22 protein-coding genes are annotated in these 19300 nt (G+C 31.8%); 9 read left to right on the top strand and 13 right to left on the bottom strand.

Annotated features, from left to right (window positions below):
• Nucleotides 1–32 precede the first annotated feature (32 nt).
• The 7 genes from recN to BTO05_RS00170 form a co-directional block, all read right to left on the bottom strand.
• A complete protein-coding gene (gene recN / locus BTO05_RS00200; protein WP_087490721.1) occupies nucleotides 33–1685 on the bottom strand; it encodes a DNA repair protein RecN in 1653 nt (550 codons plus the stop codon).
• A 67-nt stretch (nucleotides 1686–1752) separates the two neighbouring features.
• The gene (locus tag BTO05_RS00195) at nucleotides 1753–2640 is read right to left on the bottom strand and encodes a DUF4835 family protein (protein WP_087490720.1); all 888 of its coding nucleotides are present in this window, start codon (nucleotides 2638–2640) and stop codon (nucleotides 1753–1755) included.
• Nucleotides 2633–3844: a bifunctional phosphopantothenoylcysteine decarboxylase/phosphopantothenate--cysteine ligase CoaBC gene (gene coaBC / locus BTO05_RS00190; protein ID WP_087490719.1), complete on the bottom strand. Its 1212-nt coding sequence runs from the start codon at nucleotides 3842–3844 to the stop codon at nucleotides 2633–2635. Before coaBC ends, BTO05_RS00195 begins: the two co-directional genes overlap by 8 nt.
• Nucleotides 3845–3852: 8 nt before the next feature.
• Nucleotides 3853–4182, bottom strand: a complete 330-nt coding sequence (locus BTO05_RS00185) for a DNA-directed RNA polymerase subunit omega (RefSeq protein ID WP_087490718.1) — start codon at nucleotides 4180–4182, stop codon at nucleotides 3853–3855.
• Nucleotides 4183–4194: 12 nt separating this feature from the next.
• Nucleotides 4195–4992 carry an outer membrane protein assembly factor BamD gene (locus tag BTO05_RS00180; RefSeq protein WP_087490717.1) on the bottom strand — a complete coding sequence of 266 codons (798 nt, stop codon included), beginning with the start codon at nucleotides 4990–4992 and terminating at the stop codon, nucleotides 4195–4197.
• Nucleotides 4993–5105: 113 nt separating this feature from the next.
• Nucleotides 5106–5984, bottom strand: a complete 879-nt coding sequence (dapA, locus tag BTO05_RS00175) for a 4-hydroxy-tetrahydrodipicolinate synthase (RefSeq protein WP_087490716.1) — start codon at nucleotides 5982–5984, stop codon at nucleotides 5106–5108.
• A complete protein-coding gene (locus tag BTO05_RS00170) occupies nucleotides 5984–6499 on the bottom strand; it encodes a DUF6913 domain-containing protein (RefSeq protein WP_087490715.1) in 516 nt (171 codons plus the stop codon). Before BTO05_RS00170 ends, dapA begins: the two co-directional genes overlap by 1 nt.
• A 70-nt stretch (nucleotides 6500–6569) precedes the next feature.
• Here BTO05_RS00170 and BTO05_RS00165 point away from each other — a divergent pair, with 70 nt between their 5' ends.
• Together BTO05_RS00165 and BTO05_RS00160 are read left to right on the top strand one after the other, a co-directional pair.
• On the top strand, nucleotides 6570–7331 hold the full coding sequence (locus BTO05_RS00165; RefSeq protein ID WP_087490714.1) for a 5'-nucleotidase C-terminal domain-containing protein: 762 nt from the start codon (nucleotides 6570–6572) through the stop codon (nucleotides 7329–7331).
• 3 nt (nucleotides 7332–7334) lie between these two features.
• Entirely contained in the window at nucleotides 7335–8252 is a 918-nt protein-coding gene (locus BTO05_RS00160; protein ID WP_087490713.1) for a bifunctional metallophosphatase/5'-nucleotidase, read from the top strand.
• Nucleotides 8253–8264: 12 nt separating this feature from the next.
• On the opposite strand, the gene BTO05_RS00155 is transcribed toward BTO05_RS00160, so the two are convergent.
• The 5 genes from BTO05_RS00155 to BTO05_RS00140 all read right to left on the bottom strand — a co-directional run bounded on the left by BTO05_RS00155 (nucleotide 8265) and on the right by BTO05_RS00140 (nucleotide 13172).
• Nucleotides 8265–9005 (bottom strand): hypothetical protein, encoded by a 741-nt coding sequence (locus BTO05_RS00155; protein WP_087490712.1) that lies wholly within the window; start codon nucleotides 9003–9005, stop codon nucleotides 8265–8267.
• A 122-nt stretch (nucleotides 9006–9127) separates the two neighbouring features.
• The gene (gene ligA, locus BTO05_RS00150) at nucleotides 9128–11122 is read right to left on the bottom strand and encodes an NAD-dependent DNA ligase LigA (protein WP_087490711.1); all 1995 of its coding nucleotides are present in this window, start codon (nucleotides 11120–11122) and stop codon (nucleotides 9128–9130) included.
• An 8-nt stretch (nucleotides 11123–11130) separates the two neighbouring features.
• On the bottom strand, nucleotides 11131–11712 hold the full coding sequence (locus BTO05_RS14055; protein WP_198295238.1) for a TIGR00730 family Rossman fold protein: 582 nt from the start codon (nucleotides 11710–11712) through the stop codon (nucleotides 11131–11133).
• A 90-nt stretch (nucleotides 11713–11802) separates the two neighbouring features.
• Nucleotides 11803–12672, bottom strand: coding sequence for a peptide chain release factor N(5)-glutamine methyltransferase (gene prmC, locus BTO05_RS14050; RefSeq protein ID WP_198295237.1), 870 nt, complete (start codon nucleotides 12670–12672; stop codon nucleotides 11803–11805).
• Nucleotides 12673–12674: 2 nt separating this feature from the next.
• A complete protein-coding gene (locus BTO05_RS00140) occupies nucleotides 12675–13172 on the bottom strand; it encodes a GNAT family N-acetyltransferase (RefSeq protein WP_087490710.1) in 498 nt (165 codons plus the stop codon).
• 77 nt (nucleotides 13173–13249) lie between these two features.
• Between BTO05_RS00140 and BTO05_RS00135 the strand changes: the two genes are divergently transcribed.
• Genes BTO05_RS00135 through BTO05_RS00115 form a run of 5 tightly spaced genes read left to right on the top strand, consistent with a single transcriptional unit; the run spans nucleotide 13250 to nucleotide 16757 of the window.
• Nucleotides 13250–13693, top strand: coding sequence for an LEA type 2 family protein (locus BTO05_RS00135; protein ID WP_232459756.1), 444 nt, complete (start codon nucleotides 13250–13252; stop codon nucleotides 13691–13693).
• Between the two features lie 2 nt (nucleotides 13694–13695).
• The gene (gene ribD / locus BTO05_RS00130) at nucleotides 13696–14700 is read left to right on the top strand and encodes a bifunctional diaminohydroxyphosphoribosylaminopyrimidine deaminase/5-amino-6-(5-phosphoribosylamino)uracil reductase RibD (protein ID WP_087490708.1); all 1005 of its coding nucleotides are present in this window, start codon (nucleotides 13696–13698) and stop codon (nucleotides 14698–14700) included.
• Entirely contained in the window at nucleotides 14693–15301 is a 609-nt protein-coding gene (locus BTO05_RS00125; RefSeq protein ID WP_087490707.1) for an HAD family hydrolase, read from the top strand. The genes ribD and BTO05_RS00125 overlap by 8 nt, the downstream gene beginning before the upstream one ends.
• Nucleotides 15298–16149, top strand: coding sequence for a GRP family sugar transporter (locus BTO05_RS00120; RefSeq protein ID WP_087490706.1), 852 nt, complete (start codon nucleotides 15298–15300; stop codon nucleotides 16147–16149). The genes BTO05_RS00125 and BTO05_RS00120 overlap by 4 nt, the downstream gene beginning before the upstream one ends.
• Complete coding sequence (locus BTO05_RS00115) at nucleotides 16149–16757, top strand: IMPACT family protein (protein ID WP_087490705.1); 609 nt, start codon at nucleotides 16149–16151, stop codon at nucleotides 16755–16757. The genes BTO05_RS00120 and BTO05_RS00115 overlap by 1 nt, the downstream gene beginning before the upstream one ends.
• A gap of 4 nt (nucleotides 16758–16761) precedes the next feature.
• Here the strand turns inward: BTO05_RS00115 and BTO05_RS00110 are convergent, their stop codons facing one another.
• Complete coding sequence (locus BTO05_RS00110) at nucleotides 16762–17157, bottom strand: acyl-CoA thioesterase (RefSeq protein ID WP_087490704.1); 396 nt, start codon at nucleotides 17155–17157, stop codon at nucleotides 16762–16764.
• A 210-nt stretch (nucleotides 17158–17367) separates the two neighbouring features.
• Between BTO05_RS00110 and dnaA the strand changes: the two genes are divergently transcribed.
• Complete coding sequence (gene dnaA / locus BTO05_RS00105) at nucleotides 17368–18795, top strand: chromosomal replication initiator protein DnaA (RefSeq protein WP_087490703.1); 1428 nt, start codon at nucleotides 17368–17370, stop codon at nucleotides 18793–18795.
• Nucleotides 18796–18810: 15 nt separating this feature from the next.
• Nucleotides 18811–19284 (top strand): low molecular weight protein-tyrosine-phosphatase, encoded by a 474-nt coding sequence (locus BTO05_RS00100; RefSeq protein ID WP_087490702.1) that lies wholly within the window; start codon nucleotides 18811–18813, stop codon nucleotides 19282–19284.
• Nucleotides 19285–19300: the final 16 nt, after the last annotated feature.

Here is a 19300-nt window from a genome sequence, read left to right as displayed (position 1 = left end):
TTATTGTATATAAATAATTTTCAAATATAATACTAATTAAGTAACTGTTTTGCATGTGCTATTGCAGATTCTGTTATACTAGTTCCGCCTAACATTTGTGCTAATTCTACAACACGTTCTTCTTGAGTCAAAAGTTTCATCTGTGTTTGAGTAACATTATCGATATCTGTCTTGTATACCTTATAGTGCCAATCGCCTTTTGATGCTATTTGTGGTAAATGTGTAATAGAAAACACTTGCATATTTTTACTCATAACTTTCATGATATCACCCATTTTGTTTGATATCTCACCAGAAACACCAGTATCGATTTCATCAAACATTAGTGTTGGTAACTTGACATAATTAGCCAAAATAGATTTTATAGCAAGCATTATTCTGGATAATTCACCACCAGAAGCAGATTTTTTAAGCTCGCTAAAGTCACCGCCTTTATTGGCCTTAAATAAAAAATGAAGCTCATCTTTACCATTGTATTTAAAAGTATCTAAAGCTGTAAACTGAATATTAAACTTAGCATTTGTCATACCCAATTGTCCTAAAATAGCTTCTAAATTAGAGATAAATTTTGGGACAATAGATGCTCTACTCTTGCTTAATTTTTGAGAAATTAAATTCAATTTTTTTTCTGAAGTCTCTATCTGAGTTTTTACTTCTGAGATATTTGAATCCAAATTTTCTGAGACGTCTATTTTCTCAGTCAGACTATCTTTGATATCCAATAATTCAGAAACATCTAAAACTGAATGTTTCTGCAGTAGGTTGTTGATAACAAGAAGCTTACTGTTGATTTTTTCTAATTCTTGTGGGTCAGAAGATAGCTTACCTTCAAGATTATCTATCTCAGTCAAAATATCATCTAACTCTATAGCCGTACTTTCTACTCTACTTTCGATTAAAGCATATTCTTTTCCGAAGCTACTTATATTTGATAACTGTCGCTTAATTTCATTTAGCCTTTCAATCACACCTAATTCTTCATTATTTAGTAATGATATAGAATAACTAAGTGTTTCATTGATGGTTTCGACATTACTTAATTGCTCATAAGAAGATTCTAGCTCTTGTATATTTATATTTTCTAATTGTGCTTCTTGTAATTCATTCAATAAAAAAAGATTATAATCGTATTCCTTTTTGGTTTCGATTAACGAAGCTTCAAGTTTATTTAGTTCTTGTTTTAATTTCTTATAACTAGTTAATTCAGACTTATAATCTGACAATAACTTCTCATTGTTAGCAATTGCATCAATTACCTTAAATTGATAAGAATCATCGACCAATTGTAGGGTTTGATGTTGTGAATGAATATCTAATAAATGGCTACTTAAATTATTGAGGCTATCTAAATTAACAGGAGTATCGTTAACGAAAGCCCTTGATTTACCTGAAGGTAATATCTCTCTTCTAATAATAGTTTGCGGGTCGTAATCTAAATCGTTTTGAAAAAAAACAAACTTCAAATCATAATTTGCTATATCAAAAACAGCTTCAATAATACATTTTTTTGACTTGTCTTTGATTTGACTTAAATCTGCGCGTTTACCCAAAACTAATGATAACCCACCTAAAAGAATAGACTTACCTGCACCAGTCTCTCCTGTTATAATCGAGAAACTATTATTAAAACTGACTTCTAATGCGTCAATTAACGCGTAGTTTGTTATACTTAATGAGGTTATCAATTGTTTATAATTTGATATACAAAGCTACACTTTGATAGCTAGAAAAGGAAAAACAGAATAGGAAATTTTAGAATTTTATCTTTTTCCACTTAGAGGCATTTGTTGGCGAAATCTTATTTAATGTATTAATTAGCTGAGATATATTAACACTTGGTCCACCACTAAATATGCTAGACACCTCATTTGCTTTAGAATCAAAAAAGACACGCATTAAAAATGAATTTGGTCTTCGACCATGCATTTTTTGTAAATCTGAAACCGAAGATAAAATTTCTTCTTTAGCTTTTTTTAAATCCTTATGCATAAAATCTAAACCATCTCTATGATAAGAATACATGGTACTTCTGAACTCTTTGTATGTTGGAGACAATAAATTATCAATCAAGGCAAAGCGCGATTGCAGACCGTCTTCCAATTTCCAACCCAATCCTCCTTGACCTGCAGAATAAGCTACAATGGTCTGCGCTTGGCGATAATAATCATTACCTCCATTTGGAGCAAATGTGTCTGCATCCATACCTAAAATCATATAAATATGAAATGCTAGTGTTGAGATTAGATTAGATTCAAATTGATTTTTATTAAAAACTAAATTCTGAAATTCTAAATATCGAAACTGAAATTCTTTATCATTAAAAGTATATACTGGTGTACTATATGTGGAACCAAAAACTGGTCTCGAAGATTGTACTTGTAACGTAGCAGAAAAAGCGTCATTACTATAGTTTTGCACATTAATAACCATACTACAATTTATACGCTCTTGGGTTTTAAATTTTTTGTCTGTCCACTGCGTATTATTAATAAATTCAGTTAATTGACGCTCTAATGTTTGAAAAACCTGATTATTATCATTTCCAGTTTGTTGGGCAACAACAGTTACTACACAATTTAATTCTTGAGCTATCGCTAATGTCGAAATGAAAAGAAAAAGTATAAAAAAATGTCTACGCATCTATTTGCTTTAATATTTGTTGCATCAAGTCTTTAGCAACTTCTGCTTTTGACTTTAGCTCGTTTTCTATAACCTGTTTTGATTTGGTTATAAATGTAACTTTATTTGTCGATACTCCAAAACCCGCTCCTTTATCTCTTAGAGAATTCAAAACGATTAAATCAAGATTTTTACTTTCTAATTTTCCCTTGGCGTGCTCCAATTCATTATTTGTTTCCAAAGCAAAACCTACCAAAAATTGATTCTTTTTTTCTTGTCCTAATGATTTTAAAATATCTTTAGTTTTTTCTAACTCTACAGTTAACGTAGAACCAGCCTTTTTTATTTTCTGACCCGCAACTTGCTTTGGTCTATAATCTGCAACTGCAGCAGATAGAATGGCAATATCACAATATTTATAATGCTTATGAACCTCATCATACATCTCTTGTGCGCTTATAACAGGTTTTAAGCTTACTAAAGAATTAGAGATGATTTGATGTGTTGGACCTGAAACTAAAGTTACCTCAGCGCCTAAATTTGATGCGGCTTTAGCAATCTCAAATCCCATTTTTCCACTAGAATGATTTCCTATAAAGCGAACTGGGTCGATAGCTTCGTAAGTTGGTCCAGCTGTAATTACTATTTTTTTTCCTTTAAAAGGTAATTTACTTATGACGTCACGTTCTATAAAAGCTAGTATATCTTCGGGTTCTGCCATTCGTCCTTCTCCTACCAAACCACTAGCTAATTCTCCACTAGTTGCAGGAATCATTGTGTTTCCAAAAGCGTTTAACTTTTTGAAAGAGTTTTTTGTAGAGTCATGTTTATACATGTCCAAATCCATTGCTGGAGCGAAGTAAACTGGACATTTTGCCGAAAGGTATGTCGCTAATAATAAATTATCACATGAACCATTAGCCATTTTTGATAATGTATTGGCTGTAGCTGGCGCAATAACAAATAAATCTGCCCAAAGTCCTAATTCTACATGGTTATTCCACACGGCGTTATCATCGTCCTCGTTTGTAAATGAAGAGTGAACCGGATTTTTTGAAAGTGTAGAAAGCGTAAGTGGCGTTATAAAATCCTTAGAAGCAGGTGTCATCACTACTTTGATGTTGGCACCTGCTTTTATGAATTGTCTTACTAAGTGAGCTGTTTTGTATGCTGCAATTCCAGCAGTAACACCCAGTAAAATATTTTTGTCTTTAAGAATAGACATTTAATATATTATTCCTGAGTTTCGTTCTCAGTATTTCTGTGGTAAATCTTATCTTCTAACCACTCTTTTACTGCTAATGCATGTGGCTTAGGCAATTTTTCGTAAAACTTAGATACTTCAATTTGCTCTTTATTTTCAAAAATCTCCTCTAAACTATCATTATAAGTTGCAAACTCTTCAAGCTTATCAACTAATTCTCTTCTGATATCAGTATTGATTTGCTCTGCACGCTTAGCAATAACAGAAATAGCTTCATAGATATTATCTGTTGGTGCATCAATTTCATTTCTGTTGTAAGTCAACGTCGTTGTTGGTGCGTCTGTCTTTTTTAAATCCATATTGTATATTGATTAACTTTTATTCTCTGTATTTTTTTCTTTTTCTAATTCTTCTTTCAATTGAGTAGCTTCGTCTAAATATTTAGTTTCAGGAAAAGCCTTAACTAAAACTTTGTAATCCGCTAAAGCGTTTGCTATACGTTCTTGTTTTAATCCCTTAATACTTAATATTGCAAGGTTGTACTCTGAATTAAACTTATAATATAAAGCATCTTCTTTTAAAGATGACCCAGGGAAATCTAATAAAAAATTATTAAATGATTTTATTGAAGCTTTATAATCATATATATGATTGTACTGTTTAGCTATTTCAAAAGCCTTTTTTTCTAGTTTAAAGTCTAATTCTTTTACTAACTCGTTGGCTTCGGCTAAGTATTCTGAATTTGGATAACCATTGATGAAAAGCTGCATTTTCTCTATAGCTTTTATCGTTTCTTCAATATCTTTTGAAAAAATTGGAGACTCTTCATAATAACTTTTAGCTGATAGAAAAGCTGCCTCTTCTGCTTTCTCACTTTTTGGATATGAGTTTACAAATTGCTCAAATCTGTAACCAGAAAAATAGTATTGCTCTAATTTATAAAAACACATAGAGTGCATATACATAAGCTTTTCTGCCTGAGGCTTACCTCTATACTTAGGAACTATTTGCTCAAACAGTCGATTTGCTTTTTTGTATTTCCCAGCATCAAAAAGCTCTTCTCCTGTTTTGAACTTTAATGCAATATCTTCTGACTTCATAACTTTCTGAAAGTCACTACAAGACGTGAGTACTAAAACGGATAATAAGATGTAAACTATTTTTCTCATAAATTTAAAACAGGGTGCAAAAGTATGCAATATTAACGGATTTTAAAAACAATTATTAGGACTAAAATACACGCTTAATATTCTGCTTTATGGACTTTAAAAGAAGTTTAACGTTAACCCAGTTGCTTTAACTCTATATCAAGAGCATTCTTAAGATTAACTGTTGCCTCTACTAAAGGAAGTCTGACATGAGGTTTGCTTATATTTAAAGCGCTTAAAGCTGCTTTGATACCTGCTGGGTTATTTTCAGAAAAAATAAGATTTATTATCTCCATAATAGTAAAATGAATCTCGTACGAATCTTTTGCATTTTTTTCAATACCTAATCTAATCATATCAGAAAATTCTTTTGGCAATGCTTGTCCTATAACTGATATTACACCCGAACCACCTGCTAAAGTCACTGTCAATGCCAAATCATCATCGCCAGAAATAATATGAAATCCTTTTGGCTTATCTCTTAGTAACTCTAAATATTGTCCAACATTATTCCCTGCTTCTTTTACGGCTATGATATTGTCGAAATCATTTGCTAAACGAATTACAGTTTCAGGTAACATGTTCTTTGAAGTTCGACCTGGCACGTTATATAGTATAATTGGTACTGGTGACACCTTAGAAATAGCTTCGAAATGTGCATACATACCCTCTTGAGTCGGTTTACTATAGTAAGGAGAAACTGACAGAATCGCATCTATATTAGACAAATCTGTTGTGTTTATTTCGTCAATAACTTCTTTGGTGTTATTTCCGCCAATACCTAGGACTAAAGGTAGTCTACCATCATTTACTTTAACAATGTGATTAGTTATTGACACCTTTTCTTCTTTGGTTATAGTAACACTTTCTCCAGTAGTACCGCTAATTACCAAATATTCAATGCTATTAGAAATGTTATACTCCACTAACTTTGTCAAAGCGTCAAAATCCACTGATAAATCCTTATTAAAAGGTGTAATCAACGCGACACCTGTACCTACAAATTTGGTCATTATATTTTATTTAAAATGGTTAAGTATTTTTTTAGTTCGTCTTTAAAAATTTTAAAGTCTTTATTGTCGACATAAATTATCAAATCATATAATCGCTCATCTCTGCTAGAAATACCGACTTTAAAATTTGCCATTGACATGGCTGCAATTTGCTTTAATTCTTGGTCCTCTGCTAAAAAATAACAAATTAGTACATCAAACTTAGTTTTTGTAAAATCGGAAAGGTCATTATTCTTCAATTTACCGTTCCATCCAAAATCTTTTGGAGTAAATATAGCATCCCAATTGTTAACTTCATCTTTTAACTTTGAGAATGTAAAAAATTTTCTTTTAGCAGACACCACACCAATCTCATCCAAAAAAGAATTGACCTCATCATAATTATAATATGCTTGATCATTTAAAAGCACACCAACGGAAGTAATCTTGGTATTATGAACACTCACATTACGCCTTGACACTATTTTGTCAACAAATTTTTGATTTGATTTTTCCTTAAATACTTTTAAAAACATCTATCTTTAGACTTTGTGCAAATTTAACAAAAGTGCTTTCACTTTTTTGTTAACATATCATAAGTTATCCATGAAAAATAAACTACTCTTATTGCTTACGACTATACTTTTTATAACATCCTGTAAGCAAGAACATTCAACAACAAAAATAGTCGGCAAACGCATATCGATTTCGGACAGCTTGGCCACAAACCCAGAAATTGAGGCTTACATTAAGCCTTTTCGCGAAAGTGTAAACAAAGATTTGGACAGTACTCTGGCCTACGCTGTAGATACATTTTCAAAAAGTGATGGAGAACTTAACACAGCTATAGGAAACTTTATGGCTGATGCTGTATTAGAAATGTCTAATCCAGTTTTTAAAAAACGAACTGGAAAGAATATAGATATGGTTATTTTAAATCATGGCGGCATTCGTTCTATAATTTCAAAAGGAAATATAACTAGTCGAACTGCATATGAAGTCATGCCTTTTGATAATACTGTCGTTGTAGCACCAATGAAAGGTCAGCAAATAAAAGATATGCTATCTTATTTAGCTAGTAGAAAACGTGCTCATCCAATTTCGAATTTAAAGTTAACGCTTAACATTGATTACAGCATTAATGAAGCGCTAATAAACAATACGATTATCAATTATGAAAAAACATATTATGTAGCCACAAATGATTACTTATATAACGGTGGAGACAGAATGCACTTTTTAAAATCAAAGGACAGTGTCATCAATTTAGATTATAAAATCAGAAATTTACTTATTGATTATTTCAAAAAAATTGACACTTTACAACCAAGCATCGATGACAGATTCACAAAAATTAAAAGTAACTAGATTATGAAAAGAAGAACATTTATACAACAGACTTCTGCTGCTGGTGCTTTAATTGGTTTAGGTGGGCTAACAATGTCGTCATCAGCAATTGACACATCTACAAAAAAGATAACCATATTACATACCAATGATGTACACAGTCACATAGACCCTTTTGGTCCTGATGACGGTAGAAATGCAAACAAAGGTGGTATAGCAAGACGCGCCTCTTTGGTAGAGTCAATTAGAAAAGAAAACCCAAACACCTTACTTCTTGATGCCGGAGATATTTTTCAAGGCACACCATATTTTAACTATTATGGAGGTGAATTAGAGTTTAAACTCATGAGTATGCTTAAATATGATTTAGCAACTATTGGCAATCATGATTTTGACAATGGAATTGATGGGCTTTACGCTCAACTTCCTCATGCAAATTTTGATTTTGTATCAGCAAATTATAATTTTAAAAATACTGTACTGGATACTCACATAAAACCGTATAAGATATTTACTAAAGAAGGTATTAGAATTGGTGTTTTTGGATTAGGTATTGAGTTGGACGGACTTGTAAGTAAAAGACATTATAAAGAAACTGAATACATTTATCCAGTAGAAATTGCGCAGGATATGTCTAAAATTCTCAAGGAAGATGAGCAATGTGATTTAGTCATTTGCCTATCTCACTTGGGTTATTATTATAAGAAAAATCCAGACAATATTTCTGATTTATTATTGGCTCGACAAACTAAAGATATTGACCTTATTATTGGTGGTCATACACATACTTTTTTGCCAAAGCCAACTGTTGAGAAAAACAGCGTTGGTAAAAATGTATTAGTAAATCAAGTAGGCTGTTATGGCTTATACCTTGGGCAAGTGGATTTCTACCTAAAAAATGGTAAAGAAAAGAAAGCTGAAGGCGCAACTATTATTGTATAATAATTTTTAGGCCTAAATATTAGAATCAAGAAAATGAAAATCTTTCTTTTTCTGATGTTTTAATTTTGATTGTAAATAAAAAAACGTGAAAGCTAACACCAAGAATACGGAATATAAAGCTGCTAAATGTTGTAATTCTTCAACATAATAGTAAGCTAACTGCAGCATCTCTGAAAAGAAGATAAACATTGAACCTATCAAGAAAAGCATTGACTTGTTATCGCCTTTATCCATGTATCCTATTAAAGCAACTGAAAGCAAAGTCATCACGATTACATTATAGACAAACTCTATTATATATTCGCTAGTATTTAACTGGTTTTGTGCTGTTTCTGTAATTAGAGTAACACAAAAAACACCTAAAACAACAAGGATTATTAATGTCACAGGAAATTCTTTTAAAATTCCTTTAAGCTTCATAGTTGAAACACATCTTAAAATGAGAAAAATATAAGCCAACATATACAATATATTACTGATAAAATAATTATAATCTACGGTATCAGTCATTAACGAAACAAAATAAGAAGACGCAGATAATAACTCAGAAGCTGTAAATGTTATTAAGAAATATAAAAAGTAAGGTCGCTTTTTGAGCTTAGTCTCAGCACTTCTCATGTATAAAAAAGTCAGTAATACCAAAAGGGTCGCACTAACAAAGTCGTTGTACAACTCAATTTTAGAGACTTCCAAAACTATATATGTAATACCTAAAATTACTAATGCAATTTTAAGTAATCTATTGATTATCATGTTATCCTTATATTAATAGCTAAGAACAAACATATAATAATATTTGTAATTAAACGAATAAAATTGCTTTTAATCGATTAAAAACACATTTATATAAGAAAAATAGCACTTATTATACTAGTTTAATTAAGTATTTGTAGAAAATCAGATTCGCTAATAATTGGCACTTTTAAGCTTTCTGCTTTTGTACGCTTACTAGGTCCCATTTTATCTCCTGCCACTAAGTAACTTGTCTTGGACGATATTGAAGACGATACTTTCCCTCCATTATCTTCGATAAGTTTTTTAAGCTCAGTACGAGATACAGACTCAAAAACACCTGATACAACAAAGGTATTGCCAGACAACTTATCGGTTTGATTAGCTAATTTTTCTGCAGAAATTTCTAATTGTATTCCAAAAGATTTTAATCTATTGACAATCTGAATATTTTGTGAAGAAGAGAAAAATTCAACAACACTTTCTGCAATACGCTCTCCTATTTCGTCAACACTTACTAAATCTATCATTGAAGCGATTATCAAATTATCTATAGACTTGTAATGCTTTGCTAATTTTTTAGCAACAGTTTCACCAACATATCGTATTCCTAAAGCAAACAAAACACGCTCAAAAGCTATTTGTTTTGAAGCCTCAATACCATTAACCAAATTTTCTGCACTTTTTTGTGCCATACGCTCCAATGGTAATACATCTTCAATAGTGAGTTCATATAAATCAGAATAATCTTCAATTAATCCACCATTAACTAAAAGCGCAACTGTTTCTCCTCCTAAACCTTCTATATCCATTGCTTTTCTGGATATATAATGTTGAATACGACCAATAACCTGTGGTGGACAACCGTGATAATTTGGACAGTAATGTTTTGCCTCGCCTTCAAGACGAATCAATTCTGTTTCACATTCAGGACAATTAGAGATATAAGTTGTTGGCTCAGAGTTTTCTGGCCGTTTAGATAAATCTACTGCTATGATTTTTGGTATAATCTCTCCTCCTTTTTCTACATAGACTTCATCACCTTCTCTGATATCTAACTTTTCAATCTGGTCTGCATTATGTAAAGAAGCGCGTTTTACCGTAGTTCCTGCTAATTGAACTGGTTCTAAATTCGCTACTGGCGTAATTGCACCTGTACGACCAACTTGATACGTAATTTCGTTAAGTCTGGTCGAAACTTGTTCTGCCTTAAACTTATAAGCCATTGCCCATCGTGGTGCTTTTGCTGTAAAACCTAGTTCGTCTTGTTGGTATAAATTATTCACTTTAATAACAATGCCATCTATTTCATAAGGCAAATCATGACGATGTACATCCCAATATTCAACGTATTCTAAAACGGCATCAATAGAATTTACCAATTTCGCTTCATTTGGAACCTTAAAACCCCATTCTCTGGCTTTTTGCAAACCTTCTGATTGTGTTGTGATATTTAGATTATTTCCTTTTATGCTGTACAATAAACACTCTAAAGGTCGTTTTGCAACCTCAGCACTATCTTGTAATTTTAAACTTCCAGAAGCTGTATTTCTTGGATTACGATAAGGCTCTTCGTCATTTGCTATTCGCTCTTCATTCATTTTTAGAAAACCTTCAATTGGTAATATAATTTCTCCTCGAATGTCAAAACGCTCTGGATAGTCTCCTTTAAGCTGAAGCGGTACTGTGTTTATAGTCTTTATATTTGCAGTAACCTCATCACCTTGAACACCATCGCCTCTAGTTACCGCACGAATAAGTTTACCGTTTTCATAAGTAAGGTTCATAGACGCACCATCATATTTTAACTCACAAGTATATTGAATGTCTCCATCAACCATTTTTTTTATGCGAGTTTCCCAATCCAGTAAATCTTCTTTAGAGTATGAATTATCTAAAGAATACATGCGGAAATCATGAACGACGGTATTAAAGTTTTTGGTAATCGTACCACCAACGCGTTGGCTTGGGGAATTGGCATCAAAAAACTCAAGATACTTTTCTTCTAAAGCTTGAAGCTCCTTTAACTTCATATCAAACTCATAATCAGAAATTGTGGCATCATCGAGTATATAATAATTATAATTATGTTGTCGCAACTCTTCGCGTAGTGTTTCTATTTGTTGTTGTATACTCATTTTAAATCCTATAAACCTTCTTTATTTAACCATTTCGGAGCTGGTAGTGGTTTGTAATTATTCATTTTGTGTAATAGTCCATCGATTGTAGTGTCAATAACTACAGCATTTAAATTTTCTTGTTTTAAAAAGCCTTTTTCTACCATAATCTTACATTGTGCAATCAATGCATCGTAATAGCCATTACTATTTAAAATACCAATTGGTTTTGTATGCAAACCTAGCTGTCCCCAAGTAGTGATTTCAAAAAACTCGTCCATGGTACCAAAACCTCCTGGAATGATAATAAAGCCATCGCTTCTATCGTACATAATAACTTTTCTATCATGCATATTATCGGTAATGATAAGCTCTGTAAGGTTATTATTTACAATTTCTTTAGTTTGAAGAAATTTAGGAATGACACCAATTGTTTTTCCACTGCCATCAATTACTGCTTTAGCAACTATTCCCATGATTCCAATTTTAGAACCACCATAAACTAAAGTAATATCTCTAGAAACAAAAGTTTTACCCAATTGTCTTGATTGCTCTATGATAGAAGCATCGTTACCATTACTACTTCCGCAAAAAACTGCAATTGCTTTCATGTTATTTTATTTATTGTTTTATGGACCACATGCTGTTCGCTATTAGTCATTATCCTTTGGTAATAATATTTTGAAAATGCTCGTTTCATATTATTTTTTTGTGCCTTTCAGCATTCTATAATTATTATTCAAATCTTTTCGTAATTCAACTTCATCAAAATTTGAAGTCATTAAAAGCGCTTTGGTTTCGTCTCTAAGATACTGATTGATTTCAAAAAAAAGTGCTCCATTAGACTTCAAATTATCAACAGCAAACTGAGTAATTGCTTTATAAAAAATCAATGGATTATTATCGTCTACAAACAAGGCTAAATGTGGTTCGTTGTCCAGAACGTTTGATTGGATTTCTCTTTTCTCTAGATTACGAACATATGGCGGATTAGACACTATGACATCAAACTTTAAATTTTTATAATCTGAATCCCAAGAAGCTTGGTCTAAAATATTTGCTTCAGTAATAGAAATAGCTATCTCATTCTGCTCTGCATTATGTTTTGCGATTTCAATTGCCTTTGGACTAATATCCAATGCATAAACTTCTGCATTTGATATATTTTTTGCTAATGAAATGGCTATGCAACCACTTCCGGTACCAATGTCTAGGATTTTTAGAGATTCTTCATTACGCTCCGAATAGCATTTAATTATCCAATCTACTAATTCTTCTGTTTCTTGACGTGGAATCAAAACATCTTCAGTTACTTTAAAATTTAAGCCATAAAACTCTGTTTCTCCAAAAATGTATTGAATTGGTTTTTGCTTCTTTAAAGCTTCAAGTGTATTAAAGTATTGTTCTGTTTCCTGTTTAGTGATAGTAAATTCCGGTTCTAATTGTAATTGGATTCTTGGTGTATCAGAATATTGCTCTAAACATAAAAAGAAAAAGCTTGATACTTCATCTTTACCGTAAACCGCATCTAATTCTTTATGAAATATACTTTTTAAGTCCTGTGCTTTCAATATTATAAATCTTTAAGCATCCAAACCGAACACGAATAATGACCAGTATCACCCATCGGCTTATTGATAGATTCAAAACCTACCTTACAATATAATTTTCGTGCATCATCCATGTAAGGCATGGTTTCTAAGTAGCATTTAGAAAAACCAGAGTTTTTAGCAAACTCTAAACACTTCTGCATCATTTGACTACCAACACCTTTGCCTCTAGCCTCTGACATAAAGTACATTTTCTGAAGTTCGCAAATAGGTTCTGTACCGTTGTAATTATCTAACGGCGAAATTCCAGCACCTCCAAGAATATTATCGCCTTTAACAACAACGAAATATTTTTTCTGAGATTTGTAATAAGTTTCATACATGCAGTCTAAAGCAGCATCTTCATAAGCTGTACCAACTTTAGGGACACCAAACTCAATTAAAACCGAGCGTATAGCTTTAGCAATTTTAAGGTCATCCTTAGGCTCAATTTCTCGAATAACAATAGTATCTTTACACACGTTATTTTTAATTATTTAGTTGAATATTTGAAGGCATGAAGATACATAATAAATACCTCCTTTCTGTTAAAAAATTGATGTTGATTTTTCTATTTTTTTCACTGTTATTTAATTGTACAGTCACAGAGAAACCTGAATTTATTGGTGTAGAAAATATTAAAGTTGTTGACTCTAATATTAAAACTATTACACTAAGCGCAGACGCTAACTTTATTAATCCAAACGATGTTGGTGGGACTTTAAAAACTGATGATTTAAAAGTATATATCAACGACACTGAAGTTGCTAAATTTGAAACAAAAAGTTTTGACGTTCCATCAAAGAAAAACTTTACCATACCACTAACAGTTGCTGTTGCAACAGATAGCATTATTAACAACAAAAGTTTAGGTGGATTATTAGGGAGTTTAATTTCACAACGTCTGAAAGTGCAGTACAAAGGTGAAATTGATTACAAGGTTTTTGGATATTCTTCTTCTTACAGCGTAGATAAAACTCAAAATATAAAAGTAAAATTATAGTATTGCTAACCCATGAATATTACATAAAGCGCTGTTTACAAATAGCCAAAAATGGATTAGGAACAACTAGACCAAATCCAATGGTTGGCGCTACAATAGTTTACAATGATAAAATTATCGGTGAAGGCTTTACAAGTTCTTATGGCCAAAGTCATGCAGAAGTAAGTGCAATAAACTCCGTAAAAGACAAAACACTTCTAAAAAAATCAACACTTTACGTAACGCTTGAACCTTGCAGTCACCATGGCAAAACGCCGCCATGTAGCGATTTAATTGTTTCACATAACATTCCTAAAGTAGTCATTGGCTGTGTTGATGATAACCCACAAGTTGCTGGCAAAGGTATCGACCGACTTAAGGCAGCTGAATGTGATGTTATTGTTGGTGTTTTAGAAAAAGAATGTAAAGCGCATCACAAACGTTTTTTTACTTTTCACAATAAAAAACGTCCTTATATTATATTAAAGTGGGCGGAAACTAATGACGGTTTTATCGCTCCAATAACAAAAGATGAGCAGAAGCCTGTTTGGATTACAAATAAGTATTCAAGACAATTGGTACATAAATGGCGAGCGGAAGAACAAGCTATCTTAGTTGGTACAAATACTGTTTTACAAGACAATCCAAGTTTGACTGTTAGAGATTGGACTGGTGCGAATCCTATTCGTGTTGTATTAGATAAGTTTTCAAAGTTAGACTCAAATTTCAGTTGTTTCAATAATAAAGCTAAAACTATAAGAGTGTCTGAAAATGACATTACATTTAAAGATAATATTGCTAAACAAATTTGTGAGTTTATTTACAAACAAAACTTAACATCAATTATAATCGAAGGTGGCGCAAAAACATTACAAACTTTTATTGACGAAGACCTTTGGGATGAAGCAAGAGTGTTTGTTGGACAAATAGAATTTAAAAAAGGCACAAAAGCACCTCAACTAAAAGGGAAATTAGTTTCAGAGAGAAGTTTCCTCGATGATAGCCTAAAGATATATTTGAATGATTAAAACGCTGATTTTTGATTTTGGTGATGTCTTTATAAACCTTGACAAACAAGGCGCAATGGATAATGCGTTTCAACTTTTTAATATGAGTGTTTTTCAAGAAGATATGATTGACACAAATATTCAATATGAAATTGGAAGAATCACTACTTCAGAGTTTATCAATTTTTATAAGGATAAATTCCCTTATTTATCAGTTAAGCAAATCGTTGATGCTTGGAACTACATAATTAAAGATTTTCCTGCTCATCGTTTAGATTTTGCAAAAAAATTGAAAAATAAAAACTACAACCTCATTTTATTAAGCAATACTAATGAGATGCATATTGACTTTATAAAAGAGAACGTATCGTTTTACGACGAATTTAAAAATTGCTTTGATAAATTCTATCTCTCTCATGAAATACATTTAAGAAAACCCAACACTGATATTTATAATTTTGTTCTTAGTGAAAATAACTTAAACCCAAATGAATGTCTATTTATTGATGATACCAAAGAAAATACGGATACAGCATACAAACTAGGACTACACATTTGGAATATTGACGAAACTAAAGAAGACGTCGTCAACCTTTTTGAAATTAAAAAAGAACTCTTTTGATTTATTTAGCACTAAGTATACTATCATCTACTGGCATTTTTGTCTTATTCAAATTATTTAATAAGTACAAAATTGATACATTACAAGCTATTGTAGTCAACTACATCACTGCTTGTATTTGTGGTTTGATTCACAACGATAAAAATCTGGTTGTTTCAGAAATCGTTTCCTCTGATTGGTTTATTGGTGTTATAATACTCGGCTTCTTATTTATTGCTATTTTTAATGTCATGGCTTTAACAGCTCAAAAAAATGGTCTATCTGTAGCGTCAGTGGCCAGCAAAATGAGTGTCATAATACCTATTATATTTGGGATTATTGTTTTTAAAGAAGGTATTGGAATACAAAAAATATTAGGTATAGTTCTAGCTTTAGTTGCTGTATACCTTACCTCTATAAAGTCTAAAGATAAAACAGTATTAACAGCCTCAATTTACTTGCCTATTATTTTATTTTTAGGTTCTGGCATTATTGATACTTCAGTCAATTATTTTGCTCCAGACGATAAAATCCCTTTGTTTTCGGCTTGTATTTTTGGTTTCGCTTTTGCGATTGGTTGCATATTATTAGTTTATAAATCTATTCGTTTTAAAAAGAGTTTTACCGTAAAAAGTATTCCACTTGGCGCAACTCTTGGAATAGTAAACTATGCATCAATCTATTATTTATTAAAAGCATTACGAATTGACGGTCTAGAAAGTTCATCATTATTCACCATTAATAATGTAGCTATTGTAGCGGTTTCAACATTAATAGGCTTGCTTATTTTTAAAGAAAAAATTTCAAACAAAAATTGGATAGGTATTTGTTTGGCATTAATATCTATCGTTTTAGTCACACTAGCTTAATGGAACAGAAAGACACTTACAAGACCATCACAAAACCTTCTGAAGAAGCTTTGTTTAAAGACAAGAACAGTAAGTTTTATGGGTATGCATTTCCTGTAGACAATGAAGATGATGTAAAATTAGAAATAGAAAAATTAAAAAAACAACACTACGCTGCAAGACATTGGTGTTATGCATATCAGCTTGGAACCGAGCAAATAAAATACAGAGCAAATGATGATGGTGAACCTAACAACTCTGCAGGAATGCCCATATATGGACAAATACAATCTTTTGATGTCACAAATGTCCTTATTGTAGTAGTAAGATACTTTGGTGGTGTAAAGTTAGGCGTTGGTGGGTTAATCAACGCATATCGGTCTGCTGCACAAATGGCCTTAGAGCAATCTAATATTATTGAAAAAACAATAGACTCTACATTTATAATAAAATTTGATTATAAAAATATGAGTCGAATGATGCGGATACTAAAAGATAACAACGCAAATATTGTAAGTCAAAAATTAGAAATAGATTGTTTACTACAAGTTTCTATCAGAAAAGGTGAAGCAGAAAAACTTTACGAAACAATTAAGAAATTTCATGAAGTCAAAATTTCTTATTTGTAATCAATTACTTCAATTTGTTCAATAAATAATCTGGACATCGCATAGGCCTATTCCGTTTCATATCAATAAATACCAAATCTGTGCTTCCAATCGCCAACAAATCTCCTTTTTCGTTAATCAGCTCATAGTCAAATTCTATCCGTGCAGTAGGTAACTTTTTAATTGAAGTTTTCACGGTTAATAAGTCGTCATATTTAGCAGAATTTTTATATTTAATTTCTAAAGAAATAACAGGAAGCATAACTCCAGTTTCTTCCATAGATTTGTAAGTAATACCATACTCTCTTAACCATTCCGTTCTACCTACTTCAAAGTATGAAGCATAGTTTGCATGATAAACAACACCCATCTGGTCAGTCTCTCCGTAACGTACTCTAATTTGAGTTTTATTTTTATACATTATTTTTTTATGCTGATTAACAAAAAAATGATACCTTTAATCGGCAAATTAAACATGAGGAAAAAATTCTTAAAATTCTAATCGTTTTCATTTTTTTTTTAACTTTTTTGTTCACATATTTGTCAAGCTATAAAAAACCACAAAGAGTCATTTCGAAGTCTCTTTTTTTTAGCAACAGAAACCAACTAACAAAAAATCTAACTCTAAAGTATGGATGTAACGGCTCAATCGGTCTGGGGCAACTGTCTCTCTTTTATAAAAGATAATATTCAACCTCAAGCATACAAAACTTGGTTTGAACCTATCGTAGCCGTTAAGCTTGCAAATAATGCTTTAAGTATCCAAGTACCTAGTAAATTCTTTTATGAATGGTTAGAAGAACATTATGTAAAAATCTTAAAAGTTGCGCTCACTAAAGAACTTGGTGAGGAAGCAAAATTAGTTTACGTAATCAAAATGGAAAACACTTACGGCAATAGACAACCTTTTACTGAGCGTATTCCAAGTTCTAACAGAACAGCCGTAAAATCTCAAGAAGTAGATGTTCCATTTAATAATAAAAATCCTGAGCTTAGAAATCCGTTTGTAATCCCTGGGATTAGGAATGTCAAAATTGAGTCTCAGCTAAACCCAAACTATACATTTGAGAATTTTCTCGAAGGTGATTCTAACCGATTGGCTAGAAATGCAGCTATTGCTGTAGCTAACAAGCCTGGTGGCACTTCTTTTAATCCATTATTAATATTTGGTGGTGTTGGTTTAGGTAAAACACATTTAGCCCACGCTATTGGTGTTGATATTAAAGATAAATATCCAGAAAAAACTGTTTTATATATTTCTGCTGAAAAATTTACACAGCAATACATTGATTCTGTAAAGAAGAATAACAGAAATGATTTTATTCATTTTTATCAAATTATAGATGTCTTAATCATTGACGATGCTCAATTTTTCTCAGGAAAGTCTGGAACTCAAGATGTTTTCTTTCACATATTTAATCATTTACATCAAAACGGAAAGCAAGTCATTTTAACTAGTGACAAAGCACCTGTCGATATGCAAGATATCGAGCAACGCTTGTTATCCCGTTTTAAATGGGGATTATCTGCGGAATTGCAAAGTCCAGATTTTGAAACACGTGTTTCTATTTTAGAAAACAAACTCTATCGTGATGGTGTTGAAATGCCTGACGAAATAATTGAGTATGTTGCAAAACATATAAAGTCCAACGTTAGAGAGCTTGAAGGTGCTATTATTTCTTTAATCGCTCAATCGTCTTTCAACAAAAAAGAGATTACAATTAATCTTGCAAAAGATATCGTTGAGAAGTTTGTAAAAAACACAAAACGAGAAGTCTCTATTGATTACATACAGAAAGTAGTTTCAGATTACTTTCAAATGGATGTTAGCACATTGCAATCAAAGACAAGAAAACGTCATATTGTACAAGCTAGACAATTGGCAATGTTCTTTGCTAAGAAATACACCAAAGCTTCTTTAGCTAGTATTGGTTCTCAGATTGGTCAGCGTGACCACGCCACTGTACTTCATGCTTGTAAAACTGTAGATAACTTATCTTCTACTGACAAACAGTTTAGAAAGTATGTTGAAGATTTATCTAAGAAGTTAACTCTATAATTATTAGAATAATTCATGCCTTCAAAACCATCAAAAACTAAAATTTTAGTGGTTTGCTTGGGCAATATTTGTCGCTCACCTTTAGCACACGGCATTTTAGAATCAAAATTACCATCAGAAGATTTTTTTATTGATTCTGCCGGAACAGCCAGTTACCATATAGGCAATCAACCTGACGTCCGTTCAATGGCTATAGCAAAAACCAATGGTATTGATATCAGTCATCAAAAAGCGAGACAATTTATTGAAGCAGATTTTGATAGGTTTGATACCATATACGCAATGGACAAATCAAATTACACTAACATTATCGCTCTAGCATCTTCTGAAGATGAAAAGAAGAAAGTAGGACTTATCCTTAACGAGAATCCAAATATTAGTGACAAAAATGTTCCTGACCCATATTACGGTGGCGACTCAGGTTTTGATTATGTTTTTGAGATACTAGAAGATACTTGTGAGATTATAGCTAATAGAATATTAAACTAAATTATATACTTTGGCT

Origin of the sequence: Winogradskyella sp. PC-19 (assembly GCF_002163855.1) — a bacterium.
Taxonomy (GTDB): Bacteria; Bacteroidota; Bacteroidia; order Flavobacteriales; family Flavobacteriaceae; genus Winogradskyella.
The sequence above is the reverse complement of the archived record's forward strand: the minus strand, read 5'-3'. Positions and strand labels throughout refer to the sequence as shown.

Coding starts and splice junctions, on each gene's coding strand:
- BTO05_RS00195 (WP_087490720.1), bottom strand. CDS start 2,640: ATGCGTAGACATTTTTTTATACTTTTTCTTTTCATTTCGACATTAGCG.
- coaBC (WP_087490719.1), bottom strand. CDS start 3,844: ATGTCTATTCTTAAAGACAAAAATATTTTACTGGGTGTTACTGCTGGA.
- BTO05_RS00185 (WP_087490718.1), bottom strand. CDS start 4,182: ATGGATTTAAAAAAGACAGACGCACCAACAACGACGTTGACTTACAAC.
- BTO05_RS00180 (WP_087490717.1), bottom strand. CDS start 4,992: ATGAGAAAAATAGTTTACATCTTATTATCCGTTTTAGTACTCACGTCT.
- dapA (WP_087490716.1), bottom strand. CDS start 5,984: ATGACCAAATTTGTAGGTACAGGTGTCGCGTTGATTACACCTTTTAAT.
- BTO05_RS00170 (WP_087490715.1), bottom strand. CDS start 6,499: ATGTTTTTAAAAGTATTTAAGGAAAAATCAAATCAAAAATTTGTTGAC.
- BTO05_RS00165 (WP_087490714.1), top strand. CDS start 6,570: ATGAAAAATAAACTACTCTTATTGCTTACGACTATACTTTTTATAACA.
- BTO05_RS00160 (WP_087490713.1), top strand. CDS start 7,335: ATGAAAAGAAGAACATTTATACAACAGACTTCTGCTGCTGGTGCTTTA.
- BTO05_RS00155 (WP_087490712.1), bottom strand. CDS start 9,005: ATGATAATCAATAGATTACTTAAAATTGCATTAGTAATTTTAGGTATT.
- ligA (WP_087490711.1), bottom strand. CDS start 11,122: ATGAGTATACAACAACAAATAGAAACACTACGCGAAGAGTTGCGACAA.
- BTO05_RS14055 (WP_198295238.1), bottom strand. CDS start 11,712: ATGAAAGCAATTGCAGTTTTTTGCGGAAGTAGTAATGGTAACGATGCT.
- BTO05_RS00135 (WP_232459756.1), top strand. CDS start 13,250: ATGTTGATTTTTCTATTTTTTTCACTGTTATTTAATTGTACAGTCACA.
- BTO05_RS00125 (WP_087490707.1), top strand. CDS start 14,693: ATGATTAAAACGCTGATTTTTGATTTTGGTGATGTCTTTATAAACCTT.
- BTO05_RS00115 (WP_087490705.1), top strand. CDS start 16,149: ATGGAACAGAAAGACACTTACAAGACCATCACAAAACCTTCTGAAGAA.
- BTO05_RS00110 (WP_087490704.1), bottom strand. CDS start 17,157: ATGTATAAAAATAAAACTCAAATTAGAGTACGTTACGGAGAGACTGAC.
- dnaA (WP_087490703.1), top strand. CDS start 17,368: ATGGATGTAACGGCTCAATCGGTCTGGGGCAACTGTCTCTCTTTTATA.
- BTO05_RS00100 (WP_087490702.1), top strand. CDS start 18,811: ATGCCTTCAAAACCATCAAAAACTAAAATTTTAGTGGTTTGCTTGGGC.